Annotated in this window: 16 protein-coding genes; 12 read left to right on the forward strand and 4 right to left on the reverse strand. The window is 34.8% G+C overall.

The features are described 5' to 3' along the window. Window positions 1-112 precede the first annotated feature (112 nt). The 8 genes from ALGA_RS07770 (at window position 113) to ALGA_RS07805 (ending at window position 6,453) form a co-directional block, all read left to right on the forward strand. Window positions 113-559 carry a MarR family winged helix-turn-helix transcriptional regulator gene (locus tag ALGA_RS07770; protein WP_162845401.1) on the forward strand — a complete coding sequence of 149 codons (447 nt, stop codon included), beginning with the start codon at window positions 113-115 and terminating at the stop codon, window positions 557-559. 5 nt (window positions 560-564) lie between these two features. Further along, the gene (locus ALGA_RS07775) at window positions 565-1,071 is read left to right on the forward strand and encodes a DUF2269 family protein (protein WP_096428788.1); all 507 of its coding nucleotides are present in this window, start codon (window positions 565-567) and stop codon (window positions 1,069-1,071) included. 1,331 nt (window positions 1,072-2,402) lie between these two features. Beyond that, window positions 2,403-2,597 carry a DUF1289 domain-containing protein gene (locus ALGA_RS07780; protein ID WP_096428789.1) on the forward strand — a complete coding sequence of 65 codons (195 nt, stop codon included), beginning with the start codon at window positions 2,403-2,405 and terminating at the stop codon, window positions 2,595-2,597. Window positions 2,598-3,293: 696 nt separating this feature from the next. After that, complete coding sequence (locus ALGA_RS07785; protein ID WP_096428790.1) at window positions 3,294-3,725, forward strand: DoxX family protein; 432 nt, start codon at window positions 3,294-3,296, stop codon at window positions 3,723-3,725. Then, window positions 3,725-4,189, forward strand: a complete 465-nt coding sequence (locus ALGA_RS07790; RefSeq protein ID WP_096428791.1) for a MarR family winged helix-turn-helix transcriptional regulator — start codon at window positions 3,725-3,727, stop codon at window positions 4,187-4,189. The genes ALGA_RS07785 and ALGA_RS07790 overlap by 1 nt, the downstream gene beginning before the upstream one ends. Window positions 4,190-4,256: 67 nt before the next feature. Further along, complete coding sequence (locus tag ALGA_RS07795) at window positions 4,257-4,889, forward strand: nitroreductase family protein (RefSeq protein ID WP_096428792.1); 633 nt, start codon at window positions 4,257-4,259, stop codon at window positions 4,887-4,889. A gap of 96 nt (window positions 4,890-4,985) precedes the next feature. Beyond that, window positions 4,986-5,498, forward strand: coding sequence for a thiol peroxidase (gene tpx, locus ALGA_RS07800; protein WP_096433498.1), 513 nt, complete (start codon window positions 4,986-4,988; stop codon window positions 5,496-5,498). A 247-nt stretch (window positions 5,499-5,745) separates the two neighbouring features. After that, window positions 5,746-6,453 (forward strand): DUF5715 family protein, encoded by a 708-nt coding sequence (locus tag ALGA_RS07805; RefSeq protein WP_096428793.1) that lies wholly within the window; start codon window positions 5,746-5,748, stop codon window positions 6,451-6,453. A gap of 362 nt (window positions 6,454-6,815) precedes the next feature. Here ALGA_RS07805 and ALGA_RS07810 read toward each other — a convergent pair whose 3' ends face one another. The 3 genes from ALGA_RS07810 to ALGA_RS22755 all read right to left on the reverse strand — a co-directional run bounded on the left by ALGA_RS07810 (window position 6,816) and on the right by ALGA_RS22755 (window position 8,092). Continuing rightward, window positions 6,816-7,256, reverse strand: a complete 441-nt coding sequence (locus ALGA_RS07810) for a sll1863 family stress response protein (RefSeq protein ID WP_145957586.1) — start codon at window positions 7,254-7,256, stop codon at window positions 6,816-6,818. 58 nt (window positions 7,257-7,314) lie between these two features. Then, complete coding sequence (locus tag ALGA_RS07815; protein ID WP_096428795.1) at window positions 7,315-7,797, reverse strand: universal stress protein; 483 nt, start codon at window positions 7,795-7,797, stop codon at window positions 7,315-7,317. 139 nt (window positions 7,798-7,936) lie between these two features. After that, window positions 7,937-8,092 carry a lmo0937 family membrane protein gene (locus tag ALGA_RS22755; protein ID WP_145957587.1) on the reverse strand — a complete coding sequence of 52 codons (156 nt, stop codon included), beginning with the start codon at window positions 8,090-8,092 and terminating at the stop codon, window positions 7,937-7,939. 748 nt (window positions 8,093-8,840) lie between these two features. Here ALGA_RS22755 and ALGA_RS07820 point away from each other — a divergent pair. From ALGA_RS07820 to ALGA_RS07835, 4 genes are all read left to right on the forward strand, one after another. Further along, window positions 8,841-11,462, forward strand: coding sequence for a chemotaxis protein CheB (locus ALGA_RS07820; RefSeq protein WP_096428796.1), 2,622 nt, complete (start codon window positions 8,841-8,843; stop codon window positions 11,460-11,462). After that, complete coding sequence (locus ALGA_RS07825) at window positions 11,459-13,582, forward strand: PAS domain-containing hybrid sensor histidine kinase/response regulator (RefSeq protein WP_096428797.1); 2,124 nt, start codon at window positions 11,459-11,461, stop codon at window positions 13,580-13,582. Before ALGA_RS07820 ends, ALGA_RS07825 begins: the two co-directional genes overlap by 4 nt. 520 nt (window positions 13,583-14,102) lie before the next feature. Beyond that, window positions 14,103-14,993 carry a helix-turn-helix domain-containing protein gene (locus ALGA_RS07830; RefSeq protein ID WP_162845402.1) on the forward strand — a complete coding sequence of 297 codons (891 nt, stop codon included), beginning with the start codon at window positions 14,103-14,105 and terminating at the stop codon, window positions 14,991-14,993. A gap of 364 nt (window positions 14,994-15,357) precedes the next feature. Further along, window positions 15,358-16,368: a 4Fe-4S binding protein gene (locus ALGA_RS07835; protein WP_096428799.1), complete on the forward strand. Its 1,011-nt coding sequence runs from the start codon at window positions 15,358-15,360 to the stop codon at window positions 16,366-16,368. Window positions 16,369-16,716: 348 nt separating this feature from the next. Here the strand turns inward: ALGA_RS07835 and ALGA_RS07840 are convergent, their stop codons facing one another. Beyond that, a complete protein-coding gene (locus ALGA_RS07840; RefSeq protein ID WP_162845403.1) occupies window positions 16,717-17,580 on the reverse strand; it encodes a phospholipase A in 864 nt (287 codons plus the stop codon). Window positions 17,581-18,374 lie beyond the last annotated feature (794 nt).

An 18,374-nucleotide genomic window follows, 5' to 3' on the forward strand; every position in this document is an offset into this window, starting at 1 on the left:
TTCCCCCTACTCGATTCCCTCCATTCTAAAATTTAAAATGCCACAAAATCACATGCAAAATACTTGTCATGACAATTAAAACCATATATTTGTCATGACAAATACTTACAGTATGAACAAAGTAAACTTAGAAACATCAGTAAACCACCATATTGCAATAAGTGCAATCATGATAAAACGAGTCTTCTTTAAAATATTAAGCAGAAACAAACTCAACATTACACCCGAGCAATGGAATGTTTTATATCACTTAACAGAATCGGATGGCATGACAATAGGTGAATTAAGCGGACTTACCTACAAAGATTTTGCAAACATGAGTAGAATGACTCAAAAGCTTGAAATTGCCGGTTTTATAGAAAAAAAAAGAGATGAAACTGACAAAAGAATATTCAAATTATTTATTAGCCCCAAAGGCAAAGAGATAAATGAACAAGTTCAGCAATGTGCTTTCGAATCAACAAATATTGCTTTAGAAGGAACTGATGAAGCAAGCAAAGAAATACTGCTTAAAAGTCTTAAACAAGTCATTGTCAACACCGAAACATTTCTAAAATAAAATACATGAAACAACTGTCGATCACCCAAAAGAAATGGCTTAAATCAATCCATCTTTTAGCCGCTGGAATATGGATAACAACAGGCTTAATCATGTTCCTTTTGCACTTTATGCACAACGAAGTACAAACTGGAGATCAATTGCATCTGCTAAATAAAATCATCCATTTTATTGATATGAAAATCCTGGTTCCATCAGCAGTAGTAAGCTTACTCACCGGATGGATTTATTCGCAATTTACAAAATGGGGATACTTTCAACATGGCTGGATCACATTTAAATGGATCATTACTTTACTGATAATTATACTTGGTTCCATATATTCAGGACCCTGGATAGCCGAAATGGTTAAAATATCAGGTGAACTGGGCATGGCTGCACTTAGCAATACCGAATACCAATGGTATGACAAATGGCAAACAGTAATGGGAATCTGCATGAATGGCACACTAATTTTCACCATTTTCTTATCCGTATTTAAACCTTGGAAATCAAACAAGAAAATATCTTAGTTCAATCTTGAATCAACCCAATTAACCAGATAGTTTTCAAGCTTTAAGCAATTATGCTATTCGTTCAATTTAAACAACAACCTATTTCTACAAAAGCCAATGAACTTTTAAGTTTCCTTAACTTTAATTCAATCCTTTTAGCACTACTATGCACTACATTTGTAAGGTAGAAACGGTAGCGTTTTTTCATAGATTAGATTTAGGTTAGTAATTTAGGTTAGAGAAAATCCCAGGCTTCACAGTCTGGGATTTTTCTATTTATTGGAAATCATTTTATGTATATTCTATTCAACTTGATTCTGATCCCTCCTACTCTAAAATAAGATTTATTCAGGTTTATCTGAAAAATGCGAATATAAAATAATGGATCAGGAGATAATTTTGGGTCTCCTTACTAATCAGGCATAAATTGCAGTCAAGCGAAAAGGGAAGTATTTTACATTCATCCTTTTGTTATCATTTTTTCTCGAGCCTGAAGGGCTCATATATAATAGCCCAGGGTAAATGAGCACAGCGAATGCCACCCTGGGATATTAATGTGATAGTAAGTCCAGACGCAAGGAAAAAAAACATTTGGAAAGCAATTCACATTTGCGTCGGAATAGCAAAAAACTTATTCTCAAAGCTTGAAAAGTTGGAATCTAGACCTTAGGACAGTTCCGATAATTCGTGAGTCAAAGCTTGATTTTAGGATGGTTTTGAATGTTACCAATTTTCAATAAAAGGAGTGAACCTCATTATTTCTTGCTTGTCCTTTAGCCGGACGGGCTTTTCATTTTTTCTAGGATAAAAAACGAAACAAAAAATCATTGACAACGTCCTCAATCACCCGTTACTAGTTCGATTGCTAAACAAAAAGAACTCGCTACGCTCAAACAACTTTTTGTTCTTAACGCTCTCTTCACTAAACGGGTCCCGATCTCCGGACTCAATGTCGAATCTACATCCTCGAAAGATTGCGATTTTGCATATTCATGAACTTAAAATTATAGCTAATTCAAATCTCAGGCCCAACTTTTACCGGTGATCCAAAATAATACCAATACGAACTTCATCACATAGATGAGTTCATCTGATGATCTTTTAAGTTTCCTTAACTTTAATTCAATCCTTTTAGCACTTCAATGCACTACATTTGGAAGGTACAAAGACAAGAAAATATTTTCATAGGTTAGATTTAGGTTAGAGAAAATCCCAGACTTCGCAGTCTGGGATTTTTCTATTTAAAATATCTACTGCTCCTGCTAATTGGTAAAAGCATGTATAATCTCCTTGTAATTTCAGATTCTTTTTTCTTTATTTGTATTCAATTTAAATAACACAAAACTATTATGGAAGATATACAATCACCATGCATTAGCATTTGCCGACAAGATAGCAACGGCGTTTGTTTTGGATGCCGAAGAACAACTGAAGAAATTGGAAACTGGTCGCTTTATACCAATCCCGAAAAAGAAGCTGTCATTAAAAAAGCTGCCGACCGAAGAAATGCTCCCGATACAGAAACAGGAACTTTTTTCAGATAAAAAAAACAAAATTAAAAACTGGAAAACCACATGGAAGCCACGTGTAGGGCAACCTCTTACCTCTAAAGAGCATGTTTTTGTAAGGAATACCAAAACATGTAAGGTATCTGTATTTAGCTGTAAGGGGATCAAATCAATTGTAAGCAATATCCATTTACCTGTAAGGCATTATTAATTACAGTAAGGATTGCAAATTCGACCAATTTGAGTCATAAATCTTCACTTACCCGCGAGCAATAATGACTGAACAGCCTATATCTGTTGACTCGTTTTGCTACAGGAGGGTGTTTTTGGCTACAGAAGCCTAATTTATGCTACAGGCGTTCCATTTTAGCTACAGGAGCCCTAATTTATGCTACAGGCGTTCATTTTTGGCTACGGAAGTCATACTTTATCCTACAGGCGTTAAAAATGGACAACAGGAATACCAATGCGAACAATGGAAATTGTTTTTTTTTCATTTGTGTTGCTAAAATATCGACCTGAATAAAAGAAAAAAAGGATTGCAAAAAACCTTTGGTTTCAAAAGACGAGCATAAAGCAAACAGATAAGTCGAATAGTGATTGTGCGACTATTCCAATTCATATTTTTATTCCAACGAAATTAATAGTTAACTAAAAAGTTCAGATAATAATAAAAATTACCTATATTTATATCGCACACGACATAAACGTACACGATTAAAATAAAGAGATATGCAAAAACAAGTTAAAACGACATTGATACAAAATATTTTTAGAATTCTATTGGCCCTTTTTATGGTCTATGCCGGATTTAGCCACCTTACTTTTAACCGAATAGAATTTCAGGCACAAGTTCCTGATTGGATTCCCTTAAGCAAAGACTTAATTGTAATATTATCAGGTATCGTTGAAATAGGACTAGGCCTTGGTGTGGCTTTTTGGAAAAATAAACGCGCAAGATTTGGTTGGGCATTGGCCTTATTTTTTGTCTTGATCTTTCCGGGCAACATTGCGCAATACCTTGATAGCAAAGATGCCTTTGGTGTTTTAAATTCAGATGGAGCACGTTTAATACGTCTATTTTTTCAACCTGTACTCATCATTTGGGCCTTATGGTCTACAGGCTCGTGGAAAGCATGGAGAACCAATAAAACGAAGGACTAATGGATGATAAACAATTGCGATTAAGTAGTCAGATTTGCTTCCCTATCTATTCCGCTTCTCGCCTTATTACGAAAGCTTACAAGCCTTACTTAGACGAAATAGGTCTTACTTATCCTCAATATTTGGTACTTCTGGTATTGTGGGAAAACGATGAATTAACTGTAAATCAAATTTCAGAAAAGTTGCTCCTGAACACAAATACCCTTTCACCTTTGCTTAAACGCATGGGGAAAATGGAACTTTTGGAACGCAATCGCTCCCATGAAGATGAAAGAAGTGTTATCGTTCAATTAACCGAAAAAGGAAAGCAATTAAAAATGAAGGCACTTCCTATTCCTGAGAAATTAGTAATGGAATTGCTATCAGACAATATAAAAATTGAGGAGATGTTGAAATTGAAAGATATACTTAGTAAATTGATTTTTTTGCTCACCAATAAGAGTGGATCATCAGATAAAGCATAAACGGAATGCGGATTTCTAATCAATGAAAATTGATAATTAGAGCTTAACACATATTAAAATAGAGAAAATGGTATTATTAGAAAAATTAAATTGGCGTTATGCAACCAAGGCCATGAATGGCACAAAAGTGGCACAAAATAAAATAGATACAATTATTGAAGCCGCTTCAATGGCTCCAACATCAAGTGGCTTACAACCTTTTGAAATTATGGTGATCACCAATCAAGAGTTAAAAGAAAAAATAAGAGCTATTGGTTGGGATCAATCAGTAATTACAGATTGTTCTCATTTATTGGTATTCGCAGCCTGGGATACATACACTCCTGAGCGAATCAATAAAATGTTTGACCTGACCAATACGATTCGGGGTTTTAAAAATGAAGGATGGGAAAACTATCGTCAAATGTTATTGAGCTCTTATCCACAACGAGATGCTGAAGTGAATTTTAATCATGCAGCAAGACAAGCTTATATCGCATTTTCGCAAGCTATAGCTGCTGCAGCCTTTGAGGAAGTAGACAGTACTCCTATGGAAGGTTTTGACGCCGATGCATTGGACGAAATTTTAAATCTAAGAGAAAAAGGACTTCGAAGCTGTGTGATTCTACCTCTGGGTTACAGAGACACAGAAAATGACTGGTTAGTCAATCTTACTAAAGTTCGAAAAAGTAAGGAAGATCTGGTAACTGTTTTTGAATAGTTAGCAAAAGAAAGCAGCAATTAGTAATATGTATAAGTAATAATGGCCTGGGATGAATCCAAAACGGCTTTTAGGAAATTAAATAAAAAAATAAAAATGGCAAAAATTACATTAAAAGGAAACGAAATTAATACAAGTGGCGAATTACCAAAAATTGGAAATCTGGCAAAGGACTTCAGTTTGACTGCTACCGATTTATCTATCAAAACACTGAATAACTTTAGTGGAAAGAATTTAGTGTTAAATATTTTTCCAAGTATCGATACAGGAACGTGTGCGGCATCTGTTCGCAATTTTAACAAAGCTGCAGCAAATTATACAAATACAAGTGTTTTGTGTATTTCTAGAGATTTACCTTTTGCACAAGCTAGATTCTGTGGTGCTGAAGGAATTGAAAACGTGGTAATGTTATCTGATTTTAATAGTGGAAAATTTGGGAAAGACTATGGCTTAGAGATTATAGATGGTCCTTTAGCAGGTTTAAATTCAAGATGTATTGTAGTAATTAATACTGAAGGTAAAATTATTTATACTGAACAAGTAGCAGAAACGACTGAAGAGCCCAACTACGATTTAGCTTTAGCCAATTTATCAGGCCAGTTGAAATAACTGTAACTCTTTTAGAGAAAAAAATAGTCTGAAATAGAAGATAAAATACCGGTAATCATTTACAATTACCGGTATTTTCTATTTTATCAGAATTCAATATCTATATCTACTTCGAAAACACAACCTGTTGTATAAACCATCATTTGAAAGAATAGCCAACTTATAGTATTCATCCAACAAAATAAAGGAAAGGGTGTAAATGATTCAAATTTGGTTTTTTTTACCTTTGCGTTCCTAAAAGATTGACATGACTAAAAGAAAATTAAAACCTAAGGTTCGTAAATTTCTAATTGCAGCGGCACTATTCGCTGGTATTCTATTTTTACTATTTATTTTTAAAACCCTAACACCAAAAGGCAAAACTGTAGATCAGGTCTCCGTTTCGGTACTAACAAAAGATGAAAGTAGAGCGCTGCGCCGCTATAACAATAATTATCATCTTAAAGTAGCCCGAAAAAAAGGCTTGCAAAAGCCTTTGCTTTCAAAAGACGAATATAAAGCAAACGCCAAAGAGTTTGCTTCCCGTTATCAGCTTGACAAAATAACCGATAACAAGTACTATGAAATACCCCATTTAACGAATTCTCTGCCTTACCTGCAAGAACCAGCAGTAGAATTTTTAGACCTGCTTGGCGAAAAATTTTGCGATCGACTCGAAGAATTAGGCATGACAAAATATCGGTTTTCAGTTACTTCAGTATTACGAACCCTCGAAGATCAAAAATCGCTGCGCAAGAAAAATGTTAACGCTACGCCAAATAAATCATCGCATTATTATGGACGAACCTTTGATATTTCGCAGACACGTTTTTTTGAGAGAGGTAATAGCAAACCTGTTTATACGTACCGCCTTCGAAATTTATTAGTGCGTGAATTAATTAAAATGCAGGATGAAGGTAGATGTTACGTTCTTTTGGAAGGGCAAACAAAATGCATTCATGTAACGGTACGGTAATTTTAATTGCAGTAAGAAATACAAATTCAACCCATTTAAATCGTAAAAATTGAGAGTGCACACCAGTGAAAATTACTGAACACACTATATCTGTTCACTTGTTTTGCAAAGGAGCATCTTCGGGCCTACCGAAGTCCTAAATCGAGCAAGGGGAGTTATCTTACCTTAAAATAGCATGACAGATTATTACTTGATTTTTTTATCCATCTGCCCTTAAACAAAATTATTAAAATCTTTTTCCTGTTTTCTGTCCTGCAAAAGATTCTTACTTCGACCCATACATAACAGTTTCAGGCTGAAGCCTGAAACTGGCAGATATAAGTTTTTCATCATTTTTGAATTGACTTTAAAACAACAAATATTTATTTTTTATTTTCAACGGTTAAGTCTTTAAAAGCCTTACCCAATTTATTCATGTCGTGGTTAAACTCATTTTTAAAGCTATCCCATTTGTCTTGTCCATCATTTTTAAAGTCTGCCAATTTCTTTTTTAATTCGTTGTTCTTACTTTCCAACTCAACCAACTTTTTACTATAGTCGCCATTGATTTCCTTTTTTTCACTTGCCATTTTATCCTTAAGTTCCTTGATGTTATTCTCCTGAGCAATAATTACCTTTTCAGCTTCTATTTTGAATTGCTCATACTTACTAATAGTATCCAGCCTGATATCGGCCAAATCCATTTTAGCATCCTGTACTTTCTCTTCCGCCTTTTTCTCTTTTTTTGCTGATGATTGGCAACTGGAAAGTAATGTTGCACTTAGTAAAAGGATACTCATTAGGACTAAAATTGAATTTTTCATATTTTTGAATATTAATTTGTTACTTATTTTATTTCTCTGTTTACCCCAAGAGAGCTTATTATTGCTTTTTAGTAGGAACAATAAATAAGGGAATATCGCTTTCGTGCAACACTTTTTCAGTTACACTTCCCAATAGTATATTTTCCAACATTTTTTTGCTGTGCGATCCCATTACAATAATATCTGCATTTTGTTTTTTTGCCGTATTTATTATTGATTCGGCAAAATCGCCCTCCAGAACAATGGTTTTTATAGCCTTATCACCCAAGTGATCTTTCATTGTATCAAGAAAATGATTTGAAGCATGAATTAAACTTCCAATACTGTCCTTTTTTACTTGATTCAAGGCCATCATACCGGTATATCCTACAATTGGAGAATAGGCCAATGATGAATAATATTTTATATCAGTAATTACATGCACCAGAATAACTTCGGCTTTCATTGCTGCTGCTAAAGCAAAACCAATTTCAGCTACTTTTTGTGCTGTTGGATCATAATCAAGTGCGATCATAACCTTTTCCATTTTAAGTGTTTGCATGTTACAAAAGAGTTTTAAATAAAATTTAATTATTGTGTATTAAAGTTAAAAATGCCGATGGTGACACTTCGAATTTCAGGTGATTTTTTACAATGCAATTAAAAGAGTTCAACTGCATTATGTTCTTTTAAATTAATGATTAAAATATTTTTTTCCCTCTAATAATCCTCAGAATAACAGAGACAAGTGCTATTACCAAAAGTATGTGAATAATACCACCTAAATTATAACCAATAAAGCCTATGGCCCATGCTATAAGCAAGAATACTGCGATGACATAAAGAAAATTTCCCATAATTTAATTTTTAATCTGTTTATCATTTATAACTATAAATTTTTATCCAATCTTAAACGATATCCACTGATTTTTTCCTCTTCTTTGTATTCATCCATTTTTTTTAGTTCAGATTTTATTGACGCAAATGGAGATACAGTTGTGAATAAAGTTTCACCCTATAAAGGTCAGGCTAAACACCCAACAAACCATTACATAACTTTGGGGATGAGTTACATTATTCCCACTTTTGCGTAATGGAAATATTTTTGACTGTTAATTAGATAATTTAAAATGTGCTTGTAAAGAATGTTGCAATAAACAATTCAGACAAACAGAAAAATTTGCAATTCGATTTGACTGCTTTTCAGACAATTACTAACAGCACTGAACTAATACAGCACCAACGCAAATGAGAACTGCAAAAAAACAATCAAAACTAAATATTGATAGTCAAAGGATAAACGATCAATCGCCAGGTGTATCCATTTCAACTATTATTCTGCCTGCAAAATAGAATGAATAGTAAAACAGGTAATTAGAACAAAAATATCAAAGGCTCGGGCTAAGATGTTTACGATTATTTGGTAAATTTAGGAGGCATTATATTATGGTTTTTGCAAACAAAGAACTCATTTTGTCGTAATAAATCAACGAAACACATACGGTAAATATCATAATCCAGCGAGGATTACATACGGAATAACCCATGCAAAGAGAACAAACTGCCTTTTGAGGGTAGTAAATAAATTACTAACTTTTACTAAAAATGAAAACTGAAAAGACCAAAAAAGAAAATCCATCTGCAAAACCAACAGAACCGAAGATTTCCAATCAAATTGGTTTCCCAATTGTTGGTATTGGAGCATCGGCGGGAGGATTGGAAGCCCTGGAGCAATTTTTTGGCAATGTTCCGAAAAATTGTGGTTTTGCATTTGTGGTAATTCAACATCTCGACCCAAACCATGTAGGCATGATGCCGGAAATTTTGCAAAGAACAACCCCAATGAAAGTTATTCAGATAACTGACCATATAAAGGTGTTGCCAAATCATATATATATAATTCCTCCAAATAAAAGCACTTCACTTTTAAACGGATATTTGCATTTGTTTAAGCCTGTTGAATTGCGTGGTTTGAAGCTACCCATCGATTTCTTTTTACGTTCATTAGCCGATGATCGAGAAGATAAAAGTATTGGTGTTATTCTTTCGGGGATGGGATCGGATGGTAGTTCAGGTGTGAAAGCGATAAAAGAAAAGGGCGGAATTGTTGTGGTGCAAGACCCCTTGACTGCAAAATTTGACAGTATGCCACAAAGTGCTGTCGATGCCGTGAATGTTGACATTCTAGATTCAGCCAATGAACTTCCGGCTAAATTGATTGAATTTCTTAAAACGAGTCCGGCCATTATGCCGAAACCCGAAATTAACGACAAAAACAAAAGTAATCTCGAGAAAATCATTATTCTGCTTAGAACGCAAACCGGACACGACTTTTCATTATACAAAAAAAACACGTTATACCGACGTATCGAAAGGAGAATGAGCGTTCACCAAATTGATAAGATTGCCAATTACATCCATTTTATACAGGAAAATCCAACTGAGCTGGATATCCTTTTCAAGGAATTGTTAATTGGTGTGACCAGTTTTTTCCGTGATGCCATGGTATGGGATAAACTAAAAGAAAGTGTATTGCCGCGCTTATTTAATGAATTGCCAAACGGTTATTCGCTGCGGGCATGGATTACAGGTGTATCCACTGGAGAAGAGGCATATTCCCTGGCAATTATATTTAGGGAAGCCTATGAAAAAATTAAACCGGACAAAAATTTTACACTTCAGATATTTGCTACTGATATTGATACCAATGCCATTGAGAAGGCCCGAAAAGGTATCTATACTCATAATATTGTAAGCGATGTTTCGCCAGAGCGAATCAACCGCTTTTTCATAAAAGAAGGAGACTATTTTCGAGTGAACAGTTCCATTCGCGAAATGGTGGTTTTTGCACCGCATAATGTAACTAAGGACCCGCCATTCACTAAATTAGAACTTCTTTTATGCCGGAATTTATTAATTTATATGGAACCCGAATTGCAAAAGAAACTAATGAATGTGTTCCATTACAGTCTGAATAAAAACGGTATAATGGTACTTGGCAGCGCTGAGAATGACAATTCTCAAAACATGCAATTTGTACCGCTAGATGCCAAATTGAAAATATACGCACACGCTGTAAAAACCACATACACAGCGCCACTGGATTTCCCGGCTTCTTTTTCATCTAAAATAGAACAAGTATCAAACGAAATTAAAAGCGTGAAAGTTAGCGAAAACATTCAGGTACTTGCCGACCAAATTTTACTGCAACAATTTGCACCTTCCAGTGTGTTGGTAAATCAGGATGGCGATGTATTGTATATTACAGGGCGTACTGGTAAATATTTAGAACCGGCAGCAGGAAAAGCAAACTGGAATATCTTCGCCATGGCACGCGAAGGATTACAGAACGAACTTCCCAGTGCTATTCGAAAGGCAAAGCAAAATTACTCTAAGATAAGATTGCGTAAAGTTAAAGTTGGGACAAATGGTGGAACTCAAATTGTAGATATCACACTTCAACAGATTGAAAAACCCGAAACAATTAAAGGGACAATCATGATTGTTTTTGACGATGTTGCCGACAATCCAAAACCAATAATCAGAAAATCAAAAAAAGAAAATCCAAATTCAACAATTAGGGAACAGGAATTAGAAAATGAACTGCTGCGCAAAAGTGACGAGCTTCAAAGTACTCGTGAAGAGATGCAAACAACCCAGGAAGAGTTAAAATCTACCAACGAAGAAATACAATCAACCAACGAAGAATTACAATCAACCAACGAAGAACTTACCACATCGAAAGAAGAAATGCAAAGTCTGAATGAAGAACTGCAAACGGTTAACGTTGAGTTGCAAAATAAGGTAAGCGATTTGATTTTGGTAAATAGCGATATGAAAAATCTTTTAAACAGCACCAATATTGCAACACTGTTTCTCGACAGAGATTTAAATATTCGCCGCTTCACCGATAAATTAACAAAACTTTTCAAATTAAGGCCAATTGATATTGGCCGGCCATTTACCGACATGGTGACTGATTTGGAATATCCTGAAATGACTAATGACGCCAATGAAGTTCTGCGAACCCTTATATATAAAGAAATTGCCATCCCTGCAAAAGGACAAAAATGGTTCACTGTACGTATTATGCCCTATCGAACTTTAGACGACCGCATCGACGGGATTGTGATCACATTTATTGATGTCACCGAAACAAAAAAAATGGAGGATGAATTAAGCAAAGCCAAAGCCATAATTCATGAACATAAGCTAAGGAAGTCATGAAAAAACGAAAAGAAAATTTAGCCGATGCTGAAATTCTTCGGCAAAAGGCGGAAAAGCAGCTGGTAGAGCAATCGAAAAAAACAAAATTGACTGCATCTGATGCCGATATCTTAAAACTTTTGCATGAATTACAAGTGCATCAGATTGAATTGGAAATGCAAAACGAAGAACTTTTGATTGCAAAGAAGAAATCGGAACTTGCAGAAAAACGATATTCCGAATTGTATGATTTCGCACCTTCAGGTTATCTTACTCTTTCGGAAATAGGCGAAATTACAGAACTTAATTTTGCTGCCGCCCGCATGCTTGGCAAAGAACGTTCACGCTTAATAGATAATCGATTTGGTCTTTTTATATCTTCTAATACGCTAACGACTTTTAATCATTTTTTCAGGGAAGTATATACAAGCAAGGAAAAACAGACCTGTGAAGTAATCATTTCAATCGGAGAAAATTCGCCAATTTATGTGATACTTAACGGCACGATCAGTCCCTGCGGCAACTTTTGTTTTTTAACATTGGTAGATATTACAAAGAGAAAACTGGCTGAAATAGATTTATTGGAATCCACTATAAAAATTGAAGAAAGCGAAAATAGATTTCAACAACTTGCTGCAAATATAGATGAGTGTTTTTGGCTTCGTGATGACAGTAAAATGTTATATGTAAGTCCTGGATTTGAAAAAATATGGGGATTACCTTGCCAATCTTTATACGACGATCCTCAGTTATTTACCAAGACAGCTCATCCTGAAGACAAGCCTGTGGTTATGGAATTTCTTCAGTCGAATGATTTTATAAAAAATGGATTTCTTGACTACAACTACCGAATTATAAGAGAAGATAAAGAAACCCGCTGGATAAATGCAAAGATTTTTCCTGTAATGGATAATAATGGCGTAATTATCAGGAGTGCCGGGATAACAACAGATATAACTGAAAAAATTCAAAAACATCAGGAACTAATAAAAGCTAAGGAAGAAGCTGAAAAAAACGACCTTCTGAAATCCGCTTTTCTGGCCAACATGAGCCACGAGATCAGAACTCCGATGAATGGTATTTTAGGCTTTGCTCACCTGTTGGATAACCCGGAACTGACATACGACAAGCAACTTAAGTATATTCGAATCATTGAAAAAAGTGGAGCTCGTATGCTTAATATCATCAATGATATTATTGACATTTCGAAAATTGAAGCTGGTCTGATGGGACTTGAAATTAAGGAATCAATTATAAACGAACAAATCGAATACATTTATACCTTTTTCAAGCCTGAAGTGGAAGCTCAGGGAATGTTGCTGTCTTTCAAAAATCACCTGCCCAAAGAACAATCCACTATTAATACAGACCCTGAAAAAATTTACGCAATTCTCACTAACCTTGTTAAAAATGCCATTAAGTACAGCAAAAAAGGCGAAATAGAATTTGGCTATTTAAAAAAAGGAGATTTCCTTGAATTTTATGTAACAGACAACGGAATTGGGATTCCAGAAGATCGGCAAACAGCAATTTTTGAACGATTTGTTCAAGCTGACATTAATGACTTGCAGGCACTACAGGGCGCAGGCTTGGGTTTGACGATTTCCAATGCTTACGTGGAAATGCTTGGGGGTAAATTGTGGGTGAAAAGCGAAAAGGGAAAAGGCTCAACCTTTTACTTTACGATTCCCTACACCATTACACCGCAGAAAACAGTGGAAATGACAACTCGTAATAACAACAAAGAGAAGAGCGTTCGAAATGAAAACCTGAAAATACTAATTGCTGAAGACGACGAAACATCGGATTTGCTCATTAGTATTATGCTCTCAGAAATAAGTAGAGAACTCATTCATGCAAAAAACGGACTTGAAGCCGTTGAACTTTGTCGTCATAATCCTGATTTGGATTTGATATTGATGGATATTAAAATGCCGGCAATGAACGGATATGAAACGACCCAGCAAATACGACAATTTAATAAAGATGTAATTATAATTGCTCAAACATCTCAAGGTCTTACTTATGACAGAAAAAAAGCAATAGAAGCTGGATGTGATGAATATCTTTCAAAACCAATTAATAAAAATAAATTAATGTCGTTGATACAGCAAAGCTTTGCTAAAAAAAAGAAGACTTAAATTAAGAACAGCATAGTAATGCCACGGTAATAAAAAATTCTTTTGACAACGAAACTCTTATTGATAAAGAATTAAAAGCAATAGAGATGCTGTAAAGGAGTTACTTACAGGTTGTTTGATTCATGATTGAATCAGGCTTAGACATGATAAATTGTCACCCCTTCTCATGCAAACACATTGGCTGGTTGCAAAGACAGGTGCACACCGTTTCAACTCTTGTTATCTTCCCCCATTCCCCCATTCCCCCAAAATTAAAATAAACCACATAAAAAAAATCCGGCAAACGATTATGACTGTCGTTCTAATAAATAAAACAACGAGCAACTCATACACTCGTTACACCCCATTGAAATAAATCAATAATTATTTGTACTAACGAAATACAAATCATGTGCTTTTAGTAAATGAAATAGGGTCATATAGGACGATCTTTATTTTTTTGTAGAATGAATAACATATCTTTGGCTTCAGATTAATTAGAAGCATATTTTCGATGTATGGCTTACTAAAAAAAGATAGCATGATTAAAAATGAAGCTAATTCGAAATATTCTACAAAAAAAAGAATTGACCATTTTAATAGAGGCGTTAGAGATTATTCCTGCATTCGAGTAGAGGAATTTCTTCCAAATCTAAAGATACCTGTTCCCCCAATAAAAGAAAATAGTGTTTCGCTAATCTATATTACAGAAGGAGTTTTAAATATTAAGGTTGGATATAGTGATTATACCATATGTCAAAGTGAGTTACTTATCATCCAGCCCTTCAAACCATACTCAATCGAAAAAGAATCTTCCAATGCAAAAGGAATTATCTTGCAAATTACGGCAGATGGAATGATTGGCACCATGGGAAGTCACTCTCTAATATTCAATCTCGATATTTTAGAAACATGGAGCCGATCCAAATATAGTATTGACAAGAAATTGTCCCATTTTATTGAAAATATATTTGAAAGAATATATCTGGAGTATTGTGGCGGAATAAACAACCTTATGCTGGTAAACGCATACGCTATCACGTTGATACTTGAGTTAAATGGAATCAGTAAAAATCTATCAAAATTCAATAGTGCTGCAATAGATCTCACACATAGGTTTAAAAAAGAAGTCTATAATCGACTGGAGATTAATTTACCTATTTCTGAATATGCAAAACATCTTTCGGTAACACCTAACCACCTTAACAAATCTATTAAGCTTGTAACAGGAGAATCAACAAGCTCTCTACTTAGCAAAATTAAGCTAACCGAAGCAAAGTACTTGTTGTTTATGGCTGAACTCACCATTGCTGATATAGCAGATAAGTTGGGTTTTGATGATTCATCGTATTTTAGTCGTTTTTTCAAAAAACATGAAGGCATATCACCAGTTGAGTATAGAAGTAAGTCTAGATTTATCGCTAATGAGTAAGAAATTTTACATTTATACTCTGCACTGATAAAATATTTCTCCACTTTCAATGAATGATTGATTTGTCCTGTCATCCCCCCTTTTTGTTCTAACATCCCTACTCTATTCTTCTTTATTTTTGCACCAAAAGTTATTCCCACTAATAAGTATATAAGAGGATGTGAAGATGGTATCCTATTTTATAAAATTATCGGATGTGCTTATTTTGAACCCAAAAATATGATGTTGCCAACTTTGTTGAGACACATACTTTTTTTTGGTTTTCACCCTAAAATAACTTGAGTATATAGCCGAAGTACAAATTTTATTTTAGAAAAGAATAGTCTAAAATTAGAAAACCAATTAAGCTTAAATTACACAACAGATGATAGCATTGATTAAAAAAAAGGGAGCCTTACAAAAATGGCGGCTTTTGATACAAGTAATTTTTGTGCTTCTATGTGTATGGATTGGGCTTGATTTTTATTTTTTCAACCAATATCTGGCAACAGATGGTTTGACTGCCTTTCATAGCCGGCCTCCAGGTGTGGATGCCTTTCTGCCTATTAGTTCATTGTTAAGCTTGATCTTTTTTTTAAAAACCGGCCTTATTCATTTGGCTCACCCTGCAGGCTTAATCCTCTTAATCAGCTTCTTACTAATGTCTTTTGTTTTTCCCAAGTCATTTTGTAGTTGGATATGTGTGTTTGGAACCCTATCTGAAAAACTGGCTGATTTTGGCGAATTCGTTTTTGGAAGAAAAATAGAAATGCCCAAAATTATGGACATAATTCTTAGATCTCTAAAATATCTATTGTTACTATTTATGGCTGTTGCCTTTTTAGGAATGACAACACCAGTATTAAAGAATTTTCTCGATGGAGATTTTAATATGATCTGCGACATTAGGATGTACGATTTCTTTGCTGATATTAGCAGTTTGTCTATTGTGATTTTTTCTATTTTAATCCTTCTATCAGTTGTTTTCAGAGGCTTTTGGTGTAGATATTTATGTCCTTTCGGAGCTATTATGAATATAATGGGTCTTTTAAGTCCTAATAAAATAAGAAGAAATAGTGAATCGTGTATCAATTGCAATAAGTGTTCGCAGGTTTGTCCTTCGTTCATAAAAGTTGCCACCCTTAAAACTGTTGTTTCAGATGAATGCTCATCGTGCATGAAGTGTCTGGATATTTGCCCTGTTAAAAACACACTAACGATTAAACCAGTAGCTTCCAATAAAACAATTTCAAAAAAATGGGTTGCAATATCAGTTATTGTCATCTTTCTAAGCATCACCTTTATCGCTATATTATCAGGCAAATGGCAAAACAACATAACAAAAGAAGAATATCTGGATGTATATCCGCACAGGAATGAACTAAAACACAATTAATTACTCTTGATTATTTAATACTGTTGACTGGCAATATATTGAATATGAAAAAAACTCACGGCAAACATATAAGTAAGCTACCACCAGACTATTAGTCTCGCGGTAAACATCTCATGCCACCATAAACTTCGCAAGCTCAACGCAAACCAAGCGGATTTATTCATAAATATTTTTTGCGATAAGGAATCCAGATGGGCTTCACCGGAGCCCATGATTCATAAAACACATATTTTCAGGGGAATTCGTTCCTCATTGCATGAACAAGACCATGCATAGGCTTGCCTTGCTGAACAACTAAGCCTTCAAGATCCTGTAAAAATTGGAACGAAGCTGTCTTTTGACGATCAGTTATTTCGACCTTTTCCGTTTCAAAAAATTCAGTTCGCTGCTCTTTATTACATAGCCTAATCGAAGCATACTAATAGATTCCTGGTAATTACCCAGACCTTCTCCTTGTCCAACATACCATTCCAGCATCAAATACTGGTTTGACCTGTTCTTGAAAGGATTGTAATAAATTCGGGGGCGAAGAGTACCGGTCCACTCCCATTTCAATCCTTTTCTCATCATAATTTCAAAGTAAAGCTGTTTCGGAACGGCCTCGTAGGAAAGCGATAGTTCCCCGAGCCCCCGATAATCCAGAATGTCCGGATTACCTGATTTATAGCCAAATGGCATCCAAACTTTTATCTTTCCCAAAATCGTACGACTGAATTTGGTTGTGTATTCCGCACTAATTCTATTCCAACTTCTGGAAAAGGTACTGTCTCTTCCATTTGATTCGTGCTCTAAGCTCAAAACACCCAAGCCATTCAGGTTATGGTTTTTATCAAAAAAAGCCCTGCCTATGCTTATCGTAGGGTTAAAATCTATCGCTTTAAAAGGTAACGATTCCGCATAAATATCCCAAAAAGCCGTTTGACTGTAGGTCATAAAAAGATAAGTGTCCCAAGGCATGATACGTCTTGAGATCATCTGCTTAAAACTGATCTGGTATTTTGCGTTGGCCGAATTTCTGTTGATGCTCCCATTGGTGGGAACGCCCGAAATAAAATAATTATCCTTATAAATGGAAAAATAGGGCATTTTACCAATCGAATCCTTGAATGTCTCTTTCGTCAGTTCTTGTGCGTTCACTTTTTGGAACTGGGTACAGATAAATAGGAATAGACCAAAAAGGAGAACGTTCTTTGCATAATTTTCATAATTCATAGTCATTGTTTTAGAGCATTTTGCCGAGCCTTTGCTGAGAGCTCATAAAATTTTCTTCTCATTGTAGTTGAGGCTATTGCATACAAAATGCCTTTGCTTACCACATATCCTTATCAGTAACTTTGCCACGTTAAAATACAATTACAGTTTAAGACTTAAAAGTTAGTCCCGTTTTGGTGCACATAAGTAGATGTTTACTGATTTGGAGGTAAATGTAATCATTTATTGTTGTAGAAATTGGTTGGATTATTACTTGCTTTTAACGTGAATCACACTTGTAATTATTTGGTCGAATTTAAATTCATCTTTTAAGGTTTTGGGTGTATTGATTGCTGCAAAATGTGTTGAAACGAAGCTAATTAGTAGAAGTAAACAAAAAGAAATTGAACTAAAAAAGGGACAATCAATAGAAATTGATTGCTAATAAAAAATACGACCGCCCAATCGAGTAAAAAATGGCTCCCATTTGTTCGTTGCACAATAAACCATTTAAATGCAACGCATAAAATATCCATGAATCATCTCTGACTATCGGATTTTTTGCTTTTATTTTTGCGTCAAATCGCTTCGAGAACATTTGCTCTTCCCCGTTTTTTGCGTATCAAAGTTTGTTATCGAAGAGCTTGGCTATATTTCTCAGGAAGATCATACACAAATAAGAACCTTAATTCTATTTCTATGTATCCTTAAAACCGCTATATTTAAAACTTAATTGAGCCGTTTAATAAGTTCTTAGAGAGACTGCCCTTATTGGCTATTCAACAAATAAATCGCAACCAACTTAAATTACTACT

The sequence above is a fragment of the Labilibaculum antarcticum genome (genome assembly GCF_002356295.1).
Taxonomy (GTDB): Bacteria; Bacteroidota; Bacteroidia; order Bacteroidales; family Marinifilaceae; genus Labilibaculum; species Labilibaculum antarcticum.

Bases quoted from the DNA above. Each gene is read 5' to 3' on its own strand.
- ALGA_RS07770 (WP_162845401.1), top strand. From the start codon at position 113: ATGAACAAAGTAAACTTAGAAACATCAGTAAACCACCATATTGCAATA.
- ALGA_RS07775 (WP_096428788.1), top strand. From the start codon at position 565: ATGAAACAACTGTCGATCACCCAAAAGAAATGGCTTAAATCAATCCAT.
- ALGA_RS07780 (WP_096428789.1), top strand. From the start codon at position 2,403: ATGGAAGATATACAATCACCATGCATTAGCATTTGCCGACAAGATAGC.
- ALGA_RS07785 (WP_096428790.1), top strand. From the start codon at position 3,294: ATGCAAAAACAAGTTAAAACGACATTGATACAAAATATTTTTAGAATT.
- ALGA_RS07790 (WP_096428791.1), top strand. From the start codon at position 3,725: ATGGATGATAAACAATTGCGATTAAGTAGTCAGATTTGCTTCCCTATC.
- ALGA_RS07795 (WP_096428792.1), top strand. From the start codon at position 4,257: ATGGTATTATTAGAAAAATTAAATTGGCGTTATGCAACCAAGGCCATG.
- tpx (WP_096433498.1), top strand. From the start codon at position 4,986: ATGGCAAAAATTACATTAAAAGGAAACGAAATTAATACAAGTGGCGAA.
- ALGA_RS07805 (WP_096428793.1), top strand. From the start codon at position 5,746: ATGACTAAAAGAAAATTAAAACCTAAGGTTCGTAAATTTCTAATTGCA.
- ALGA_RS07810 (WP_145957586.1), bottom strand. From the start codon at position 7,256: ATGAAAAATTCAATTTTAGTCCTAATGAGTATCCTTTTACTAAGTGCA.
- ALGA_RS07815 (WP_096428795.1), bottom strand. From the start codon at position 7,797: ATGCAAACACTTAAAATGGAAAAGGTTATGATCGCACTTGATTATGAT.
- ALGA_RS22755 (WP_145957587.1), bottom strand. From the start codon at position 8,092: ATGGGAAATTTTCTTTATGTCATCGCAGTATTCTTGCTTATAGCATGG.
- ALGA_RS07820 (WP_096428796.1), top strand. From the start codon at position 8,841: ATGAAAACTGAAAAGACCAAAAAAGAAAATCCATCTGCAAAACCAACA.
- ALGA_RS07825 (WP_096428797.1), top strand. From the start codon at position 11,459: ATGAAAAAACGAAAAGAAAATTTAGCCGATGCTGAAATTCTTCGGCAA.
- ALGA_RS07830 (WP_162845402.1), top strand. From the start codon at position 14,103: ATGATTAAAAATGAAGCTAATTCGAAATATTCTACAAAAAAAAGAATT.
- ALGA_RS07835 (WP_096428799.1), top strand. From the start codon at position 15,358: ATGATAGCATTGATTAAAAAAAAGGGAGCCTTACAAAAATGGCGGCTT.
- ALGA_RS07840 (WP_162845403.1), bottom strand. From the start codon at position 17,580: ATGAATTATGAAAATTATGCAAAGAACGTTCTCCTTTTTGGTCTATTC.